This is a genomic window from Ruegeria sp. AP12, assembly GCF_056540025.1.
This window is the reverse complement of the sequence record NZ_JBQFVZ010000002.1, coordinates 195,796-212,636: the sequence shown is the minus strand read 5'-3', so window position 1 is coordinate 212,636 and position 16,841 is coordinate 195,796. Positions and strand designations below refer to the sequence as shown.

Below are 16,841 nucleotides of genomic sequence, written 5' to 3'. Positions count from 1 at the left end.
TTGGCGCGGGCGAATCACAAATTCGGTCGCTGTGCACCACCTGTATTCGAAAAAAATACAACTTGTATACAGAAAAAAATCGTGCAGCATGTCACTTCTTGAAAGACTCGGGCGCGAACTGCCCAATTGAACTGGAAACACCATGCGCCATACGCGGCACATCACCTTCATCCTGGTCGAGGAGTTTTCGCACCTCGCCTTTTCCTGCGCGGTCGAGCCGTTGCGGATTGCCAATCTGGTCAGCGATGAAAAGCTATATGAGTGGACCCTGCTGTCCGAAGATGGCGAACGTGCGGTGTGCTCGAACGAGCTGGTGACTTTGGTGCATGGCGGTTTGGATGACCTGACCAAAACGGACCAATTATTCGTGTTGTCGGGCATTCACATGCGCAATCACGTCACGCGACCGTTGCTGTCCACTCTCAGGCGCGAACGGGCGCGGGGAACACCAATTGGGGCGTTGTGTTCCGGGGCGTGGCTGCTGGCCGAGGCTGGTTTTCTGGACGGGATGCAGGCCGCAATTCACTGGGAATATCACGACGCGTTCATGGAAGCGTTTCCCGAAGTGAACCTGGTGCGCAGCGTGTTTGTGGCTGACGAAAAACACATCACCGCCTCGGGCGGCACGGCGACGGCGGACCTGATGCTGCACCTGATCGAACGCGACCACGGAGAGGAACTGGCCATCGAGGTGGCCGATCAGATGGTCTATAACGCCGTCCGAAACGCCACCGCAAAACAGCGCGTCTCGCTTCAGTCGCGCAACGGGATGCGCAATGCACATCTGGCCAAGGCAATCCAGATCATGCAGGGCAGTATCGAAACGCCGGTGTCACCTTCGGATATTGCCGAGACCTTGGGCATTTCAACCCGTCAGTTAGAGCGTTTGTTCGGCAAGTACCTCAACACCTCGCCCAAGAAATATCTGATGGAAATGCGGTTGGAGCGGGCACAGAAGCTGTTGTTGCAAACCGAAGCCTCGATCACCGAGGTCGCCATTGCCTGCGGCTTTGAAAATCCCGGCCATTTCTCACGCGTGTACCGGTCAAGCTTTGGTGTGACGCCGCATTCGCAAAGAAACAAGATCGACTGAGAACGGCAAGGCGGGGGGAGCACAGCAATCATCCGAAAATCGGACAATCGCGTGCTCACCCCCTGAACCCGCCGAGATACCCCCTCGTTAAAAAATCTGACTAGTCAACCGTTCGGCGGGCTTAGGTGTCGATATATATCGATATTGGCATAACTATTGCGAGATCATGTCACTTGTGCGTTAGTTTCTGCCACAATGATTAACATTTGAACTTTGACGAGGTCAGATGCTGGGTATGAAACGCGAAATCGGGCGCTGATGATCGCGGCTAACCTCCCCAAAAACGGCCCTTTATCAACCGCCCGCCCACATCCCGAAAGAGCTTTCGTCAAACTCGGCGACCATGGGTGCGTGGTCGGATTCTGGGAATTTGCTGTCGGTTGCGAAGGCGATGCTTTCGTCGTGGATAAGTTCGTTATGAATCTCGGCATTCACAAAACTTGCCATCATTCGGCGCGACACAAGCATATGGTCCAGCAGGTTGGGCTTTCCGTGGTGATACAGGGTAAAGCGACGGCTTTGCGCGACGGATAGCGCGACAGGGTGCATGACCCGGTCATTCAACGCGGGGTTTCCAGTGTCTTCGGTCGTACCGCGAATGGCCATGATCGGCACGTCGTTGGGTTCGGCGTTGAAATCGCCGCAGATCAGGATTTTGGCGTTCGGCTCGTTCTCGAAGATACCGTCGACAAACAAACGCGCCTCCAGCGCTGCGCCGACCCGTTTCATGGATGAAATGAAGTACCCTTCGGCCCAGCCCGCCGCGCTGGCCCATTTGTAATTTGTTGGCCCCTGTCCCGGAATCGGAGTGGGGATCTTCGACTTGAAGTGGACGTTCAGAATGTGGATCGGATCCTCCTGACCTTTCCTCAACCGTACATACAGGGATGGGCGTTCCCATTTGACGTCCAAGGGGTCCGGATTGCCGGTTGCGGTGACCCGTGAATAGGATGGTGGATTTACCAGCGTGTTCTGAACCTCCCGAACCTCTTCAACGGCCATGTCGGGCGAGGACGCAACAACCAGATTGCGGTATCTTTCGACATCGGGTTTGTTTTTCAGCGTGGTAGAAGAGAGTGTAAATTGCTCGTACCTGGTGCCCGTCAGCAACGTGCCAAGCGCCCGAAGCTTTCGCGGGCCGCTGTCCATATCCTGCCCGTGAACTTCCTGAAAACAGATGACATCTGCCCGCAGTCTTTCCAGCATCGGCTGCAGGATTTTGACGCGATCGTTAAAGGCGGCGGTGCTGTTTTCTGATGTGCCGTCGTCGAGGTTCTCAATGTTGAAAGTCGCAAAACGCATGGGGTGATCCTCAATGAAATGAATACAAAAACGCTAACATATTGGGGTAGAAATGATACCGTTTTGAGACAAACGGCTGAACAGATGGCGGATCTTCTGATACAGCCTCATGATTGCCATTCGTGCAAAAACTGGACCCTGAGGACAAGTTTACCGCCCGGTTCAAGGGTCATACTCTGTGGGTTTGCCTAAGGATTGCCCGAGGCGACCATTGCCGCCAGCGAAATCATGGCTTCGCTAGGATTGCACAACACTAAAAGCGGGATGGTGCTGCTGGAGAGAATTGAACTCTCGACCTCTCCCTTACCAAGGGAGTGCTCTACCTCTGAGCTACAGCAGCGCTGTGGGCGGGTGATTAGACTCAAACGAAACGGGGCGCAAGGGTGTCTGGACGGTTTTTTTCGCCTCCTGTAGAGAAAGACCATGGCAGACAAAGATACACCTAAAAAACACGGCAAATCCGGGGATGCGCGGGAAGAGCGTTTGAAGGCTGCGCTTAAGGCGAACATGGCGCGGCGCAAGGCGCAGGCCAGGGCGCGGGCGGCATCCGACAACAAGGCCGGTAAGGACGAGGGATAAGAGCAGATGGATTCGATTCTGGTGACGGGCAACGGGCCGCTAAACGGTCAGATACCGATTGCGGGGGCCAAGAACGCGTGTCTGACGCTGATGCCTGCAACGCTGTTGAGCGAAGAACCGCTGACGCTGACCAATGCGCCGCGGCTGAGTGACATCAAGACCATGACAGCCTTGTTGCAGTCGTTGGGGGCCGAGGTGTCGTCATTGCAGGATGGACAGGTGATCGCGATGTCCAGCCACAGCCTGACCAGCCAGACAGCTGATTATGACATCGTGCGCAAGATGCGCGCCTCGAATCTGGTGCTGGGACCGTTGCTGGCGCGGTTCGGACAGGCGGTTGTGTCGCTGCCGGGCGGGTGTGCGATTGGCGCGCGGCCGATGGACCTGCATGTCGAAGGGCTTGAGGCGCTGGGCGCCGAGATTGAGCTGAAAGACGGCTATTTGCACGCCAAGGCACCGGGCGGATTGAAAGGTGCGATGCACGAGATGCGCTTTGCCTCGGTGGGTGCGACCGAGAACATCGTCATGGCCGCGACGCTGGCCAAGGGCACTACGGTTCTGAAAAACGCTGCGCGCGAGCCCGAGATTGTCGATCTGGTCGACTGCTTGCGCAAGATGGGGGCGCAGATTTCCGGCGAGGGCACTTCGACCATCGAAATTCAGGGGGTCGAGCGGCTGCACGGTGCAACGCATCAGGTTGTGACCGACCGGATCGAGCTGGGCACCTATATGCTGGCCCCGGCGATTTGCGGCGGTGAGGTGGAGTTGCTTGGAGGGCGTTTGTCTCTCGTCGAGTCGTTTGCGGCCAAGCTGGATGCAGCGGGCGTCAGCGTGACAGAGACCGAGAAAGGCCTGAAAGTGACCCGCAAAAACGGACCGGTGCGCGCTGTGGACGTGGTGACCGAGCCCTTCCCCGGTTTCCCGACCGATCTGCAGGCGCAGATGATGGCGCTGATGTGCACGGCCGAGGGGACTTCGGTACTGGAAGAGCGTATCTTCGAGAACCGCTTTATGCATGCGCCCGAACTCGTGCGCATGGGTGCGAATATCGAGGTACATGGCGGCACCGCCACGGTGACGGGTGTCGAACGTCTGAAAGGTGCGCCGGTAATGGCGACCGACCTGCGCGCCTCGGTCTCGCTGATCCTTGCGGGGCTGGCGGCGGAAGGTGAGACTACGGTCAGCCGGGTCTATCATCTGGATCGGGGATATGAACATGTGGTGCGCAAGCTGGAAGGTGTGGGTGCCAAAATCGAACGGATCAAGGGCCAATGACAGACGCAAGCTTTGAAGACGGGCGCGAGGCCCCGCTGAATCTGGGGGCCGAGGATGCGGATGACCTGCAGGTAATCTCAACCCTCGCGCAGGACGCCGTGTTTCCGGTGACAGAGATGACATGGCATCCCTCGCAGCGCCGGTTTGGCCTGCTGCTCAACCGGTTCCGCTGGGAGGACAAGGACGCAGCCACGCGCCGTGACCGCCCGTTCGAGCGGGTGCAATCGGTGTTGGTTTTTGATTCCGTGCTGTCGGTGGCCAGTCAGGGTGTCGATCGCAGCGACACGGATATGGTCATGTCGCTTCTGTCGGTCGATTTTGAGCCCGGTGAAGATGGCGCGGGCCAGATCATGCTGACGCTCGCCGGAGATGGAGCGATCCGACTGACGGTTGAGGCCATTGAAGCAACGCTCAAAGACGTGACGCGGCCCTATCAGGCCCCGTCCGGTCAGGCACCGAACCATCCGGAATAAACGCGGCATATCGCAGGCGTTCACCAACCCTGTCGAGGGGGTGGTGCTGCGCCGCGCCACCGTGTTCGACGTGTTCCAGATGAGCCAGGTGTTGATCCGGTCGATCACCCATCTTTGTGCTGCGGATCATGGGAAAGACCCGCATCTTCTGTCCCTGTGGACGGCCAACAAGGATCCGCAGACCATTCGGGGATGGATTCAATCCGGGTCCGAAGTCTGGGTCGCAGAACTGGCCGGGCAGATTGCAGCCGTCGGCGGCGTGCGGCTGGGGTCCAAGATTTCTCTGCTATACGTCGATCCGTCTTATGTCCGTCGTGGGATCGGTCGGGCGCTTTTGGCGCGGCTGGAGCAAGAACTTGCAGATCAGGAATGTGAACAAGCGTCCTTGGATGCCACGCATACCGCGCGCGCCTTCTACCTGAGATACGGGTGGGTGCAGGCGGGCGAGCCGGAAGACTGGCGCGGGATGACCCAGTTTCCCATGCGCAAATCGCTGCACCCCGCCAAGAAGGGTTGAGACCTGCGGGTCCCGGCGATATGTCCCCGTGAAACGCTCCGGAGTGCCCGATCATGCCCGTATTCCTTGATACCACATCGCCCGAGTTTGAAGCCGCTTTTCAAACCCTGCTGTCCGCCAAGCGCGAGGACAGCCCGGATGTTGATGCAGTTGTAGCCGGGATCATCGAGGATGTCCGGGCACGCGGCGATGCAGCAGTGATCGAGCTGACCGCCAAATTCGACCGGCTGGAACTGACGCCTGACACGCTGGCGTTTTCGGCCGAAGAGGTGACGGAAGCGGTTGCACAGGTATCAGAGGCCGACCGTGCGGCATTGGAACTGGCGGCTGCGCGTATCCGTGACTATCACGAAAAACAGATGCCTCAGGATCAGCAATGGACGGATGCTGCTGGGGCTACGCTGGGCTGGCGCTGGTCGGCGGTTTCGGCGGCGGGGCTTTATGTGCCGGGCGGGTTGGCCTCTTACCCCTCATCCGTGCTGATGAACGCCATACCGGCAAAGGTGGCGGGCGTGGAACGGCTGGCCATCGTGGTGCCGACGCCGGGCGGTCAGGTAAATCCATTGGTTCTGCTGGCGGCGCAACTGGCAGGCGTGGACGAGATCTATCGCATCGGCGGCGCGCAGGCTGTTGCCGCGCTGGCCCATGGCACGCAGACCATTGCGCCGGTCGACAAGATCACAGGTCCGGGCAATGCCTTTGTCGCGGCTGCCAAGCGGCGGGTTTTCGGCAAAGTGGGCATCGACATGATCGCGGGCCCGTCCGAGATTCTGGTCATTGCCGACAAGGACAATGACCCGGACTGGATCGCGCTGGACCTGCTCAGCCAGGCCGAACATGACGAAAGCGCGCAGTCGATCCTGATCACGGATGATGCCGCATTCGGACAGGCCGTGGCGCGGGCCGTTGAAAAGCGGCTGGAAACCCTGCAGCGGCGCGAGATTGCCGGGGCAAGCTGGCGCGATTTTGGCGCGATCATCACCGTGTGTGATCTTGAGGAAGCCGCTGCGCTGTCCAACCGTATTGCCCCTGAACATCTTGAGCTGTGTGTCGCAGACCCGGTGGTGCTGAGTGAAAAGACCATCCACGCGGGCGCGATCTTCCTGGGTCAATACACGCCTGAAGCCATTGGCGATTATGTGGGCGGCCCCAACCACGTGCTGCCCACGGCACGGTCTGCGCGGTTTTCGTCCGGCCTGAGCGTTATGGATTTCCTCAAACGCACGACGCTGAGCCAGATGACCCCCGAAGCGTTGCGTGCCATCGGCCCGGCAGCCGAACAACTGGCGCAATCCGAAAGCCTTGAGGCGCATGGATTGTCGGTGACGGCGCGTCTGAAACGGCTGAACGGCTGATGTGACGCAAAGACCTGTGGAATATGGCGCTTCTGTGCGTTGCCCAATGAAATGCGTTGTTATAGGTCTGAGCAGACGTGAAGGATTGTGACCGTTAAGATGACCCGCATTTCGCATATCGAACTGGACGACCGTAACCTGCCCCCGCCGACCCCGGAGATCGAGCAGGAGCGTAAGGTCGCCATCTATGATCTGTTGGAAGACAACAGCTTTGCCCTGCCAGCGCGGGACGGGCGTCAGGTGCCGGACGGCCCGTATCATCTGCAACTGTCGATCCGCGACAAGCGGCTGGTTTTCGACATTGCCACCGAAGCTGCGGAAAAAGCGGCTGAGTTCCATCTGTCGCTTGGCCCGTTCCGTCAGGTGGTCAAAGACTATTTCCAGATTTGCGAAAGCTATTTCAACGCGGTCAAAACCCTGCCGCCCAGCCAGATCGAGACCATCGACATGGCCCGGCGCGGCATCCACAACGAAGGCAGCCGGGTGTTGCAGGAACGGCTTGAGGGCAAGGCCGATGTGGATACCGACACCGCCCGACGCCTGTTCACGCTGATCTGCGTGCTGCATTTCGGAGGCTAACGGGTGACGCCTCTGCCGCAGTCGATCCTGTTCTGTTGCGACCACAACTCGGTTCGGTCTCCGATGGCCGAGGGCATCATGAAAAAGTTCTACGGCACCGGCACCTATGTGCAGTCTGCCGGCGTGCATAATGATCTTGAGATTGACGGGTTCTGCATCTCGGTCTGCCACGAGATCGATGTTGAGCTGTCCCGCCATCGTTCACGCTCATTCGACGAGATGGAGGAATGGGGCGATGACCTCAGTTCCTTCGACCTGATCGTCGCCCTGTCCCCCGCCAGTCAGCGCAAAGCGCTGGAACTGACCCGGATTTTTCATCTGGATGTCGATTATTGGCCAATAATGGACCCTACCGGGATGGGTGAAACGCGCGAAACAAAGCTACACCACTACCGACAGACCCGCGATCAGATCATCAAGCATCTGAAAGACCGCTGGGGCGAACCAACGGAGTGACACATGAAACAGACCGTTCAAACCTATTTCGATGCCTTCAACGCCGGGGATCTAGACGGCATGCTGGCCTGTTTGTCCGATGACGTGGCCCATCACGTGAACGAAGGCCAGATTCGCGTCGGCAAAGAGAAATTCGCGGCTTTCTGCGCCCATATGAACCGCTGCTATAGCGAGAACCTGACCGACATCGTAGTGTTCGAGGCCGAAGGCGGCACCCGTGCGGCAGCCGAGTTCATCGTCAACGGCACCTATCTGGAAACCGACGAAGGGTTGCCGGATGCCCATGGTCAGACCTATCGCTTGCCTGCCGGGTCGTTCTTCGATCTGAAAGACGGCAAAATCACTCGCGTCACCACTTTCTACAACCTTGCGGATTGGACCAAGCAGGTCTCGAATGGCTGAGGTCACTGCGGTTCGCGCCCTGACCGGAGCGGCGCTTGAGGCTGCTCTGGACGACGTGGCGCGCCTGCGGATCGAGGTGTTTCGGGCCTGGCCGTATTTGTACGACGGCGATCTGGAGTACGAGCGGACGTATCTGCAATCCTACCGCGACAGTGACAAGGCCATTGTTGTTGGCGCGTTTGATGGGAATCGTCTGGTTGGTGCGTCAACAGGCGCACCGTTGATGGATCACGCTGACGATTTCGCGGCGGCGTTCGATGGAACGGGACTGGACCTGTCGCAGATCTTCTATTGTGCGGAATCCGTCCTGTTGCCTGACTATCGCGGGCAGGGCGTCGGGCATAAGTTCTTTGACTTGCGCGAAGCTCATGCGCGCGCCTTGGGCTTCACCAAATGCGCCTTTTGCGGCGTGCAGCGCCCGTCGAATCACCCATTGAGACCCGAGAACTATCGCCCGCTGGACGTATTCTGGCGCGCCCGTGGCTATGAGCCCCTGCAGGGTGTGATTGCGCAGTTTTCGTGGAAGGATATCGGGGAAGGCGGTGAGACGCTGAAGCCGTTGCAGTTCTGGATCAGAAATCTTTAGGCATTTCTTGATAGGCGGAACACCTTAAGACAGCCGGAGCCGACCAGATCGTCCAAGTGGCTGTTGCTTGGACCTTTTTTCCTGCCAACATCTTGTGACTTCTTGCCAGCAGACTTGTCGGCGAGGGTTTTCCCCTCAAGTTGGCCTTGGATTAACGAGGTCACAGAATGATTGAGAACGAACCCAAGCCAGCCCGCTATTATGACGAGCACGATATTTGGACATTGGACCCAACAGCGGCAGATGCTGTGGTCTATGAACGTTTCGCCTCAACCATCGTGGACCTTGTGAATGTGCTGGATGACAGTAAGCCGATGATGTCACGGGACGTATACGCCAGATTGTTTGATTCCCTGCTGAATATGTCGCGGCTTTTGGGGCAGTACGAAGAGAGTTGGGGTCTAGCTTCGGGCAGCCAACGGACCGATTGACCTGACACCGGCCAAAAGTTGTTTGGCAAATCGACGGTTTTCGCGTTTCCGCGCCCATGCTCACTATACAAACTCGGACATAGACGATTAGTCTCGCCCGCGGACCGATAAGCTGGGATCGCTGACATGAAAGTCGCCACCGCCGCCTACAACCTCGACTGGCTCGACAGTTGGGCGCAGTATGAGGACAAGCTGGACCGCTGGGTCTCGGACGCCGTAGGGCAGGGGGCCGAGCTTCTGGTTTTCCCTGAATATGGTGCGATGGAGTTGTCGACACTGGACGGGCCCGAGGTGGCAGGCGATCTGGAACGCTCGATCCGGGCGGTGTCCGACCGGATGGAGGATGCGCAGGCCCTGCATCAGCGCCTTGCGGCTGAGCACAAAGTGTACATTCTGGGTGCCTCGGCACCGGTGATTACCGGGCCTGGCCGTCCTGTGAATCGCGCCGAGCTATATGCGCCGGACGGTCGGCAGGATCATCAGGACAAGCAAATCATGACCCGGTTCGAGCGTGAAGATTGGGACATCGCCCCTGGCGGTCCGCTCAAACTGTTCGATACGGCACTGGGCAAGATCGGTATTCTGATCTGCTATGACAGTGAATTTCCCCTGCTGGGCCGGGCGCTGAGCGATGCGGATATCATCCTCGTTCCGTCCTGTACCGAGGCGCTTTCGGGCTATTGGCGGGTTCGGATTGGTGCAATGTCGCGGGCGTTGGAAAGCCAGTGTGTGACGGTGATGTCCTCGCTGGTCGGCAGCAATGACTGGTCCGAGGCGGTTGATATGAACACCGGCACCGGGGGCATCTTTGGCCCGCCCGACAAGGGATTTCCGCAAACCGGCGTGCTGGCCGAAGGTGCCTTGAACCAGCCCGGCTGGACTTATGCCGACGTCGATCTGACTGCCATCGCCAACGTCCGCGCAGACGGCCATGTTCTGAACCGAACCCATTGGGACGAACAAATCCCCCGAGTCGAATCGGCCACAATCTCTCAGCTTTGATGATTCTGGCCTTGAAATAAGGCCGAAATAGGCTCATTTAAGCGCACATCCCCGCAGATTCTGCGGGTGCAACGTAACGATGGAGACAACATGGCCAAGGAAGATACGCTCGAATTTCCCGGTGTCGTGAAGGAACTCCTGCCTAATGCGACGTTTCGGGTCGAGCTGGAAAACGGCCATGAGATCATCGCACATACGGCAGGCAAGATGCGCAAGAACCGCATCCGTGTTCTGGCCGGCGACAAGGTTCAGGTCGAGATGACCCCCTATGATCTGACCAAGGGTCGGATCAACTACCGCTTCAAGTAACGCCTGCCGCAATGGCGTTTATCTTAGGATCGGGCAGCCCAAGGCGGCTGGACCTGCTGGCCCAGCTTGGCGTGCAGCCCGATGCTGTCAGACCCCCGAATATCGACGAAACGCCGCTGAAAGGGGAACTGCCGGTTCCCTATTGCAGCCGCATCGCACGCGAAAAAGTGCAGGCCGTGCAGGCCGATGCCGAGGATATCGTTCTGTGCGCGGATACCACGGTTGCTTTGGGCCGCCGCATTCTGGGAAAGCCTGAAGATGCAGGTGAGGCGGCGGCATTTCTTTTTGCCCTGTCCGGTCGGCGTCACCGCGTCATCACCTCGGTTGCCGTACGCCGTGGTGACCGTGTTCTGCAAAAGGACGTGGTTTCGCAAGTTCGGGTAAAGCGTCTGTCCGATACTGAGGTCAACGCCTACCTTGAAACAGGGGACTGGCAAGGCAAGGCCGGAGCCTATGCCATCCAAGGTCCGGCGGGCGCTTTCATCCCCTGGATTTCCGGTTCATTCACCGGCATCGTTGGTCTGCCTTTGGCCGAAACATCGGGGCTGCTGCAAGCGATCGGTTACCCATTACATCGAGGAACGCCATGAAGGGCCGCACCATTGTTCTGGATCACATAGAAGGCCGCGAAGCTGCGGCCTTGATGGTGGACGGCAAACTGGACGACTTTCTGATCGCTGGCGACGCGCCAACCCCCGGTACGATCTACCGCGCCCGCGCGGATCGCCCGGTCAAGGGGCAGGGGGGCATGTTCCTGACAACCCCAGACGGCCCTGCGTTTCTGCGGCAGGTGAAGGGTCTAGCCCCGGGTGCCTTGGTGCTGGTTCAGGTCACGGGCTACGCAGAAGACGGCAAGGCACTGCCGGTCACGGATCGCGTTCTGTTCAAAAGCCGCTACGCCATTGTCACACCTGATGCGCCCGGCCTGAACATCTCGCGCAGTATCAGGGACGAGGATGAGCGGGACCGGCTGCTTGAAATTGCGCATGAGATGATGGGCGACAGTCCCTACGGGCTGATCCTGCGCTCCTGCTGTGTCGGGGCCGATGCCGATGAGGTTGCCGAAGACATCAGCGCCATGCTCGCACAGTCCGAACAGGTGGTGAACGATCCCGGAACAGAGCCGGAAACCCTGTGCGAAGGGGATGGTCCACATCTGCTTGCATGGCGCGACTGGACCGATCCGGCAGAAGTTGTCACCCAGACCGGCGGGTTTGAAACCCACGGCGTGCTGGACGCGCTCGAAACCGCGCGCAGTATCAAAGAGCCTTTGACCGGAGGAGGGTTCCTGTACATCGAACCCACGCGGGCACTGGTGGCAGTGGACGTAAACACCGGCTCGGACACGTCCTTGGCGGCCGGAACCAAGGCCAACTTCGCCTGTGCGAAACAATTGGCCCGCGCCTTGCGTGTGCGTGGTCTTGGCGGGCAAATCACGCTGGATCTGGCCCCGATGCCCAAGAAGGACCGCCGCGGCTTCGAACAAGCCTTGCGCACCGCCTTCCGGCACGACCCCGTCGAAACAACGCTGGCAGGCTGGACCCCTCTGGGCCACTTCGAGCTGCAGCGCAAAAGGGGTCGTATCCCTTTGAAAGAGGTGTGGAAATGAGCTGCCCGATCTGTGGTGAAGAGACAGTGAACCGCTTCCGCCCTTTCTGCTCCAAGCGTTGCGCGGATATTGATCTGGCCAAATGGCTCAACGGCTCATACGCGGTTCCATCGCAACGCGAAGAGGACATCGAGGCCGACATTTCTGACGCGCCCGAAGCCCATCAGCGGCCACATTGAAAAAATGTAAAAAAGCCTCTGGACACTGCTGAACGCAAGTCATAGAACGCCTCCACCCAACGGCAAACACCGTTCCCGTGCCCGGGTAGCTCAGGGGTAGAGCAGTGGATTGAAAATCCTCGTGTCGGTGGTTCGATTCCGCCCCCGGGCACCACTTTTCCCGCAGGAAAAATAATATATGTCATTGCTTTATAACAATAAAGCGTGATGATCTACTGTTGGGAAGGCGTGGATTGCCCTGGCTTGCTACACAATTTGCTCCACATTCTGCTCCACACACTCTGATTTTTTTGAGGCCAACGCCAAGGACGTCGCACGTCACTCGAAATCCATCCGGGCAGGCTGCCCACCCTCAATGAACTCTTCCACCTTAATAATCAAACCGGGCGGTGGCTCGCTGCCTATGGCACACTCCCAGACTACACCCACACGCCATCCGGCCTCCTGAAGGTCGCGGATGTTGCGCGCATCTCTTTCCACATTCTGGCGAAATTTTTTTGCCCAGAATTCGACGTTGCTGGAAGGAGTTGTGGCTTTCCGGCACCCTGGGTGGCGGTGCCAGTAGCAACCATGAACAAACAGAACGGTTTTCCACCTCGGCAGCACGATGTCCGGTGAACCAGGCAACTTTTTGGCATTCAGTCGAAATCGAAATCCTCTGCGATGAAGGGCCTTTCGCAGAACTACCTCCGGCCTGGTATTTCGACCACGAATGCGCGACATCATCCTGGAGCGCACTTCGGGTGTTACTATGTCTGCCATGTGATCCCATTCTCGCCGTGACAGGTTTGCCCTGGCGCACATCATGCTCTTGAAGATAAAAGAATAATACAAAGAAGGGACGTAGATGAGCAGTGAATTCGCAATAATCGACCTGTTTGCGGGGCCGGGAGGGCTTGGCGAGGGGTTTACTCAGGCAGGCCGTGATGGCGACGTCAGCATGAAAATCCATCTGTCTGTGGAAATGGAGACCAACGCCGTGCAGACATTGCGTCTGCGCTCCTTTCTGCGCCGCTTTGGCGAAGAGTTTCCAAAGGAGTACTATGCGGCACTGAATGGGGGCCTGGAATTTCCCAACTGGTCGGAACTCTATCCGGAAGAATGGAAACACGCAGAGCAGGAAGTCCGGCAATTGGTTCTGGGGGATGCCGGTGTTTTTGACGAAATTGCAGGGGTTCTCGACAAGGTTCGCGCAGACTACCAAGGAAACACTATCCTGATTGGTGGTCCGCCCTGCCAAGCCTACTCACTGGCTGGCAGATCGCGCAACAAGGGCAAAGAGGACTATGTCCTCGAAAACGATCACCGGCATTATCTCTATAAAGAATACGTGAACATCTTGGAGCGTCTCGAACCGGCAGCCTTCGTGATGGAAAACGTCAAGGGAATGCTGTCGAGCAAGGTTGATGGCGGGGGAATCTTCCATCGAGTGCTGGATGATCTTGCCGGGGCTGGAAGAGGTTACACTCTGATTCCGCTGACTGCTGCGCCACATCTCGGGGTGGGGCACCCTCCGGCGCGAGACTTCATTCTCCGCGCAGAAGATCACGGTGTACCGCAAGCCCGGCACAGGGTGATCGTGGTCGGCGTGCGGAAAGATATCTCTGAAAATTTGGACTTCGGGGAGGAACCCCTCCTTGTGCGCCGAGATCGGCAAACGACCGTTGAAAGAGCGCTCTCCGGGATCCCACGTGTTCGGAGCGGGCTGAGCCGAGGTGATCAACTGGAAGCTTGGATCGATGCAGTTCGAGGCCAGGCAAAGGAGATCTCAGAGGCAAGGGATGTGCCTGAAGAAGTCAGGAAACGTGCCCGACGAATTGCCAAGACAAATGAGCTTCCATTGGCACGACAGGCGCGAGCCTACTCTGATGGTCATCAGCTTCCGAAGGATCTGGAAGAATGGCTATTGGACGAAAAACTGGAGGCCGTCCTTCATCATGAAACCAGAGGGCACATCACCGGCGATCTCGGGCGTTACCTGTTCTCTTCCATCTTTGCAGAGGAGCATCAGAAGGCTCCGAAATTGTCTGAGTTCCCTGATTTTCTGCAACCTGATCATAAGAACCGTGGAACAGGGCACTTTGCTGATCGATTCCGGACTCAGGTAGGTAGCCGCCCTTCTACCACGGTGACGAGTCATATTTCAAAGGATGGGCATTATTTCATTCATCCTGACCCTACACAGTGTCGATCCTTGACGGTCCGAGAGGCAGCCAGGTTGCAGACGTTCCCTGATAACTATTTCTTCCATGGGGGCAGAACGGCCCAGTACCATCAGGTGGGCAATGCAGTGCCTCCGTATCTGGCATTTCAGATCGCAAGCGCGGTTTCCAGCATGTTGAAACAAGCGACGAAGGGGTAGTCACTTAGGTCGAAAATAGTCTTCAGTTCGAAAATGGTAACTACATTTTTCATATGTAGTTGACATTTTCAATATTGAATAACTATATGAGTCGGGCGCCACGCGAATTGGAGGTGACGGCCGATGGTTGAACGAGACAAGCGACAGAAATTTGAGGAACTCGCCGAGAAGCGCGTGAACAAGGCGATCAAGGATCTCCGCCTCATCGGAAACCTCTCGAACAGGAACAACTACTCGTTCGATGATGGTGATGTTCGGAAAATCATGAAGGCGCTCGACGATGAAATGAGAGCATTGAAGGGGCGTTTTGCACAGACCCGCGCCTCGGACCAAGATTTCAAATTGTAAATTAGGAAGATGTGATGTGGAGTTTTCCAAAGGCCGGCCCAGAGCACAGCAATTCAAGTTCGAAACTGAATGAGTTCTTCAACGATCAGGATGCTTCGACGGCTCTGGTTCGAGAAGCCGTCCAGAACTCATTGGACGCAGCTCTTGATCCGACGAAGCCGGTCAGAGTGCGTCTTTCGTTGGCCTCGTTCCCATGGGAAACCCTCGAGCCATTCCTCCGGACTGGTCAAGCAGGAGAGACCGTTGACAACCACCTGTCGAGCATCGATCTGGGAAAATTCGCGGAGAGTTTTGCCGGAAGGGAGCTTCGCTGTTTGATTATCGAAGATGAAGGCACCAAGGGCCTTATCGGCGAAACTGACAAGAGCAACGCTCATTCGGGATCCAACTTCGTCGGCTTCTGGTGGAACGATGGGATCAGTGGCAAGGGTAAAGGATCCAGCGGCAGTCACGGCGTTGGTAAAACCACTCTTACTCGTATTTCCGGGATGTCGCTGTTTTTGGCGGTGACAAAGCGCAGCGATGATCAGAAGAGGTATCTTCTTGGCTTTGCGAACTTGCCCTACCATCGAGTGAACGGAAGCAGTTATCTCGGCTACGGCCGATTTGGCCAATCGGTTCATGAAGGCGGCAATGAAAAGTTCATGCCAATCGAGGAAACTACTGACGTTGAGAGGTTCCTGTCCGAGTTCTCCTTGAAGCGTGACGAGAGCGGCTTGTCGGTCTTCATCCCGGGCATTCCCAGTTCAGTCGACAGCGGTGGGCTTCTCCTTGCGACGGTACGCGATTACTACTGGCCCATCCTGAAGGGTGATCTTGTTGTCGAAGTCGTCGATCGCCTTTCCGGTGAGACGACGACGGTGTGCGCGGAAAACCTATCAGAAGTGATCACGCATATTGCAGATCAAGGGGAGCGGCTCAGGAAAGCTGTTTCGGACACTGAACACCGCGTCGGAATTGTGCGGGAGATCCTTGAACTCAAGACCGGCGGGAAGCCAAACTGGTTTGCTGGTAATGAGCCGATCATGACACACACAGCCCATGGAGACACTCGGGGGGCAGTTACCAAGGATTGTTTTTCGGAAGACAACCTTGGAAGGATGTTTTCTGCATTCGAGAAAGGTCAATTGGTTGGGTTCAGTTTCAGCCTGAAATTCGAGACCGTTGATGGAGAGCAGCAAGTCGGTTTGGTCGAAGTATATTTCAAAAAAGATGACTACAAGCTGACCGATAATGCGCAATTCATCCGGAACCAGATCATCATATCGAGGCAACCCTCAAACATCCCGGCAAAGAATGTCACCTGCTTCTTGATCGCTGAAGATCGAGATATGTCGGACTACCTCAAGGAAGCCGAAGAGCCGGCGCATACGAGGTGGTTCCTGAATCGGTTCAATGAACAAAAAAGCTTCACATCCGATTGGGCGCTGCGGTTTGTGATGGATCTCCCAGCATACATGTATCGCATCCTTTCTCGGGAAGATGAGGATGCGAACACATACGAGAATTTCGCAGATGATATCTTCTCTGTAATGGAACCGATGGGGATTGGTTCCAAGAAGAAACGTGGACAGAAGCGGAAAAAGTCGGAGGAACCGGATGACATCCCCCCAGTGAAGAGGTCGCCTGCCATTCGGGTCGAAAGGGATACAGAGAACCCGGGTTTCGACCTGGTCCCGGTGGGGAACATTGCCGAACTGTTCGAAGAAGAGGAAGTTGCCTTCCCGGTCGAAGTTTCCGTGAAAGCGGCATATGTATCGGCTCTCGGAAAAAGCAGATCATGGCGGGACTACAGCAAAATTGATTTCCAATTTGGAAAGACCATTCCAATCGAGATTTCGCCAAAAGGGGCAGCAAAAATTGTTTCGGCGTCGGAGAATACCTTCACCGTTGAGTTGCTCCAGCCGGAGTTTCGGATTTCAGCAAAAGGTTTCGATGGAAACCGGGACTTGCTGATCCATCCGAGAATTAAATTGTGATGAGG

Annotated in this window: 21 protein-coding genes and 2 tRNA genes; 20 read left to right on the top strand and 3 right to left on the bottom strand. The window is 57.0% G+C overall.

Features of this window, described 5'->3' with window-relative positions; all coding sequences use genetic code 11:
- The first annotated feature begins 142 nt into the window (after positions 1-142).
- A complete protein-coding gene (locus ACR0E6_RS08965; RefSeq protein WP_170521863.1) occupies positions 143-1,093 on the top strand; it encodes a GlxA family transcriptional regulator in 951 nt (316 codons plus the stop codon).
- A gap of 294 nt (positions 1,094-1,387) precedes the next feature.
- Here the strand turns inward: ACR0E6_RS08965 and ACR0E6_RS08960 are convergent, their stop codons facing one another.
- Both ACR0E6_RS08960 and ACR0E6_RS08955 read right to left on the bottom strand, forming a co-directional pair.
- On the bottom strand, positions 1,388-2,395 hold the full coding sequence (locus ACR0E6_RS08960; protein WP_480582475.1) for an endonuclease/exonuclease/phosphatase family protein: 1,008 nt from the start codon (positions 2,393-2,395) through the stop codon (positions 1,388-1,390).
- A gap of 265 nt (positions 2,396-2,660) precedes the next feature.
- Positions 2,661-2,735 (bottom strand) — tRNA-Thr (locus ACR0E6_RS08955).
- An 83-nt stretch (positions 2,736-2,818) separates the two neighbouring features.
- On the opposite strand from ACR0E6_RS08955, the gene ACR0E6_RS08950 reads away from it, so the two are divergent.
- The 16 genes from ACR0E6_RS08950 (at position 2,819) to ACR0E6_RS08875 (ending at position 12,301) form a co-directional block, all read left to right on the top strand.
- Entirely contained in the window at positions 2,819-2,974 is a 156-nt protein-coding gene (locus tag ACR0E6_RS08950) for a hypothetical protein (protein ID WP_170452420.1), read from the top strand.
- A 6-nt stretch (positions 2,975-2,980) separates the two neighbouring features.
- A complete protein-coding gene (gene murA / locus ACR0E6_RS08945; protein ID WP_170452419.1) occupies positions 2,981-4,249 on the top strand; it encodes a UDP-N-acetylglucosamine 1-carboxyvinyltransferase in 1,269 nt (422 codons plus the stop codon).
- Positions 4,246-4,722 (top strand): DUF2948 family protein, encoded by a 477-nt coding sequence (locus ACR0E6_RS08940; RefSeq protein WP_170452417.1) that lies wholly within the window; start codon positions 4,246-4,248, stop codon positions 4,720-4,722. Before murA ends, ACR0E6_RS08940 begins: the two co-directional genes overlap by 4 nt.
- A gap of 43 nt (positions 4,723-4,765) precedes the next feature.
- Entirely contained in the window at positions 4,766-5,239 is a 474-nt protein-coding gene (locus tag ACR0E6_RS08935) for a GNAT family N-acetyltransferase (RefSeq protein WP_480582473.1), read from the top strand.
- 53 nt (positions 5,240-5,292) lie between these two features.
- Entirely contained in the window at positions 5,293-6,594 is a 1,302-nt protein-coding gene (hisD, locus tag ACR0E6_RS08930; protein WP_480582471.1) for a histidinol dehydrogenase, read from the top strand.
- Between the two features lie 99 nt (positions 6,595-6,693).
- A complete protein-coding gene (locus tag ACR0E6_RS08925; RefSeq protein WP_170452413.1) occupies positions 6,694-7,173 on the top strand; it encodes a UPF0262 family protein in 480 nt (159 codons plus the stop codon).
- A gap of 3 nt (positions 7,174-7,176) precedes the next feature.
- Positions 7,177-7,629 carry an arsenate-mycothiol transferase ArsC gene (locus tag ACR0E6_RS08920; protein WP_170452411.1) on the top strand — a complete coding sequence of 151 codons (453 nt, stop codon included), beginning with the start codon at positions 7,177-7,179 and terminating at the stop codon, positions 7,627-7,629.
- A 3-nt stretch (positions 7,630-7,632) separates the two neighbouring features.
- Positions 7,633-8,031: a ketosteroid isomerase-related protein gene (locus ACR0E6_RS08915; protein WP_170452409.1), complete on the top strand. Its 399-nt coding sequence runs from the start codon at positions 7,633-7,635 to the stop codon at positions 8,029-8,031.
- Positions 8,024-8,617 carry a GNAT family N-acetyltransferase gene (locus tag ACR0E6_RS08910; RefSeq protein WP_480582469.1) on the top strand — a complete coding sequence of 198 codons (594 nt, stop codon included), beginning with the start codon at positions 8,024-8,026 and terminating at the stop codon, positions 8,615-8,617. Before ACR0E6_RS08915 ends, ACR0E6_RS08910 begins: the two co-directional genes overlap by 8 nt.
- A gap of 167 nt (positions 8,618-8,784) precedes the next feature.
- Positions 8,785-9,048 carry a hypothetical protein gene (locus ACR0E6_RS08905; RefSeq protein WP_170521877.1) on the top strand — a complete coding sequence of 88 codons (264 nt, stop codon included), beginning with the start codon at positions 8,785-8,787 and terminating at the stop codon, positions 9,046-9,048.
- Positions 9,049-9,174: 126 nt separating this feature from the next.
- On the top strand, positions 9,175-10,050 hold the full coding sequence (locus ACR0E6_RS08900) for a carbon-nitrogen hydrolase family protein (RefSeq protein WP_480582467.1): 876 nt from the start codon (positions 9,175-9,177) through the stop codon (positions 10,048-10,050).
- A 90-nt stretch (positions 10,051-10,140) separates the two neighbouring features.
- Positions 10,141-10,359 (top strand): translation initiation factor IF-1, encoded by a 219-nt coding sequence (gene infA, locus ACR0E6_RS08895; protein WP_005978431.1) that lies wholly within the window; start codon positions 10,141-10,143, stop codon positions 10,357-10,359.
- Positions 10,360-10,370: 11 nt separating this feature from the next.
- A complete protein-coding gene (locus ACR0E6_RS08890) occupies positions 10,371-10,949 on the top strand; it encodes a Maf family protein (RefSeq protein WP_480582465.1) in 579 nt (192 codons plus the stop codon).
- Positions 10,946-11,968 carry a ribonuclease E/G gene (locus ACR0E6_RS08885; RefSeq protein ID WP_480582463.1) on the top strand — a complete coding sequence of 341 codons (1,023 nt, stop codon included), beginning with the start codon at positions 10,946-10,948 and terminating at the stop codon, positions 11,966-11,968. Before ACR0E6_RS08890 ends, ACR0E6_RS08885 begins: the two co-directional genes overlap by 4 nt.
- On the top strand, positions 11,965-12,147 hold the full coding sequence (locus tag ACR0E6_RS08880; RefSeq protein ID WP_170622997.1) for a DNA gyrase inhibitor YacG: 183 nt from the start codon (positions 11,965-11,967) through the stop codon (positions 12,145-12,147). Before ACR0E6_RS08885 ends, ACR0E6_RS08880 begins: the two co-directional genes overlap by 4 nt.
- 79 nt (positions 12,148-12,226) lie before the next feature.
- Positions 12,227-12,301 (top strand) — tRNA-Phe (locus ACR0E6_RS08875).
- 164 nt (positions 12,302-12,465) lie between these two features.
- Here the strand turns inward: ACR0E6_RS08875 and ACR0E6_RS08870 are convergent.
- Positions 12,466-12,909 carry a very short patch repair endonuclease gene (locus ACR0E6_RS08870; RefSeq protein WP_480552446.1) on the bottom strand — a complete coding sequence of 148 codons (444 nt, stop codon included), beginning with the start codon at positions 12,907-12,909 and terminating at the stop codon, positions 12,466-12,468.
- Positions 12,910-12,994: 85 nt separating this feature from the next.
- Here ACR0E6_RS08870 and ACR0E6_RS08865 point away from each other — a divergent pair, with 85 nt between their 5' ends.
- The 3 genes from ACR0E6_RS08865 (at position 12,995) to ACR0E6_RS08855 (ending at position 16,836) form a co-directional block, all read left to right on the top strand.
- Entirely contained in the window at positions 12,995-14,509 is a 1,515-nt protein-coding gene (locus ACR0E6_RS08865) for a DNA cytosine methyltransferase (RefSeq protein ID WP_480582461.1), read from the top strand.
- 123 nt (positions 14,510-14,632) lie between these two features.
- Positions 14,633-14,857 carry a hypothetical protein gene (locus ACR0E6_RS08860; protein WP_480582459.1) on the top strand — a complete coding sequence of 75 codons (225 nt, stop codon included), beginning with the start codon at positions 14,633-14,635 and terminating at the stop codon, positions 14,855-14,857.
- Between the two features lie 14 nt (positions 14,858-14,871).
- Positions 14,872-16,836: a hypothetical protein gene (locus ACR0E6_RS08855; RefSeq protein WP_480582457.1), complete on the top strand. Its 1,965-nt coding sequence runs from the start codon at positions 14,872-14,874 to the stop codon at positions 16,834-16,836.
- The last annotated feature ends 5 nt before the right edge of the window (positions 16,837-16,841 follow it).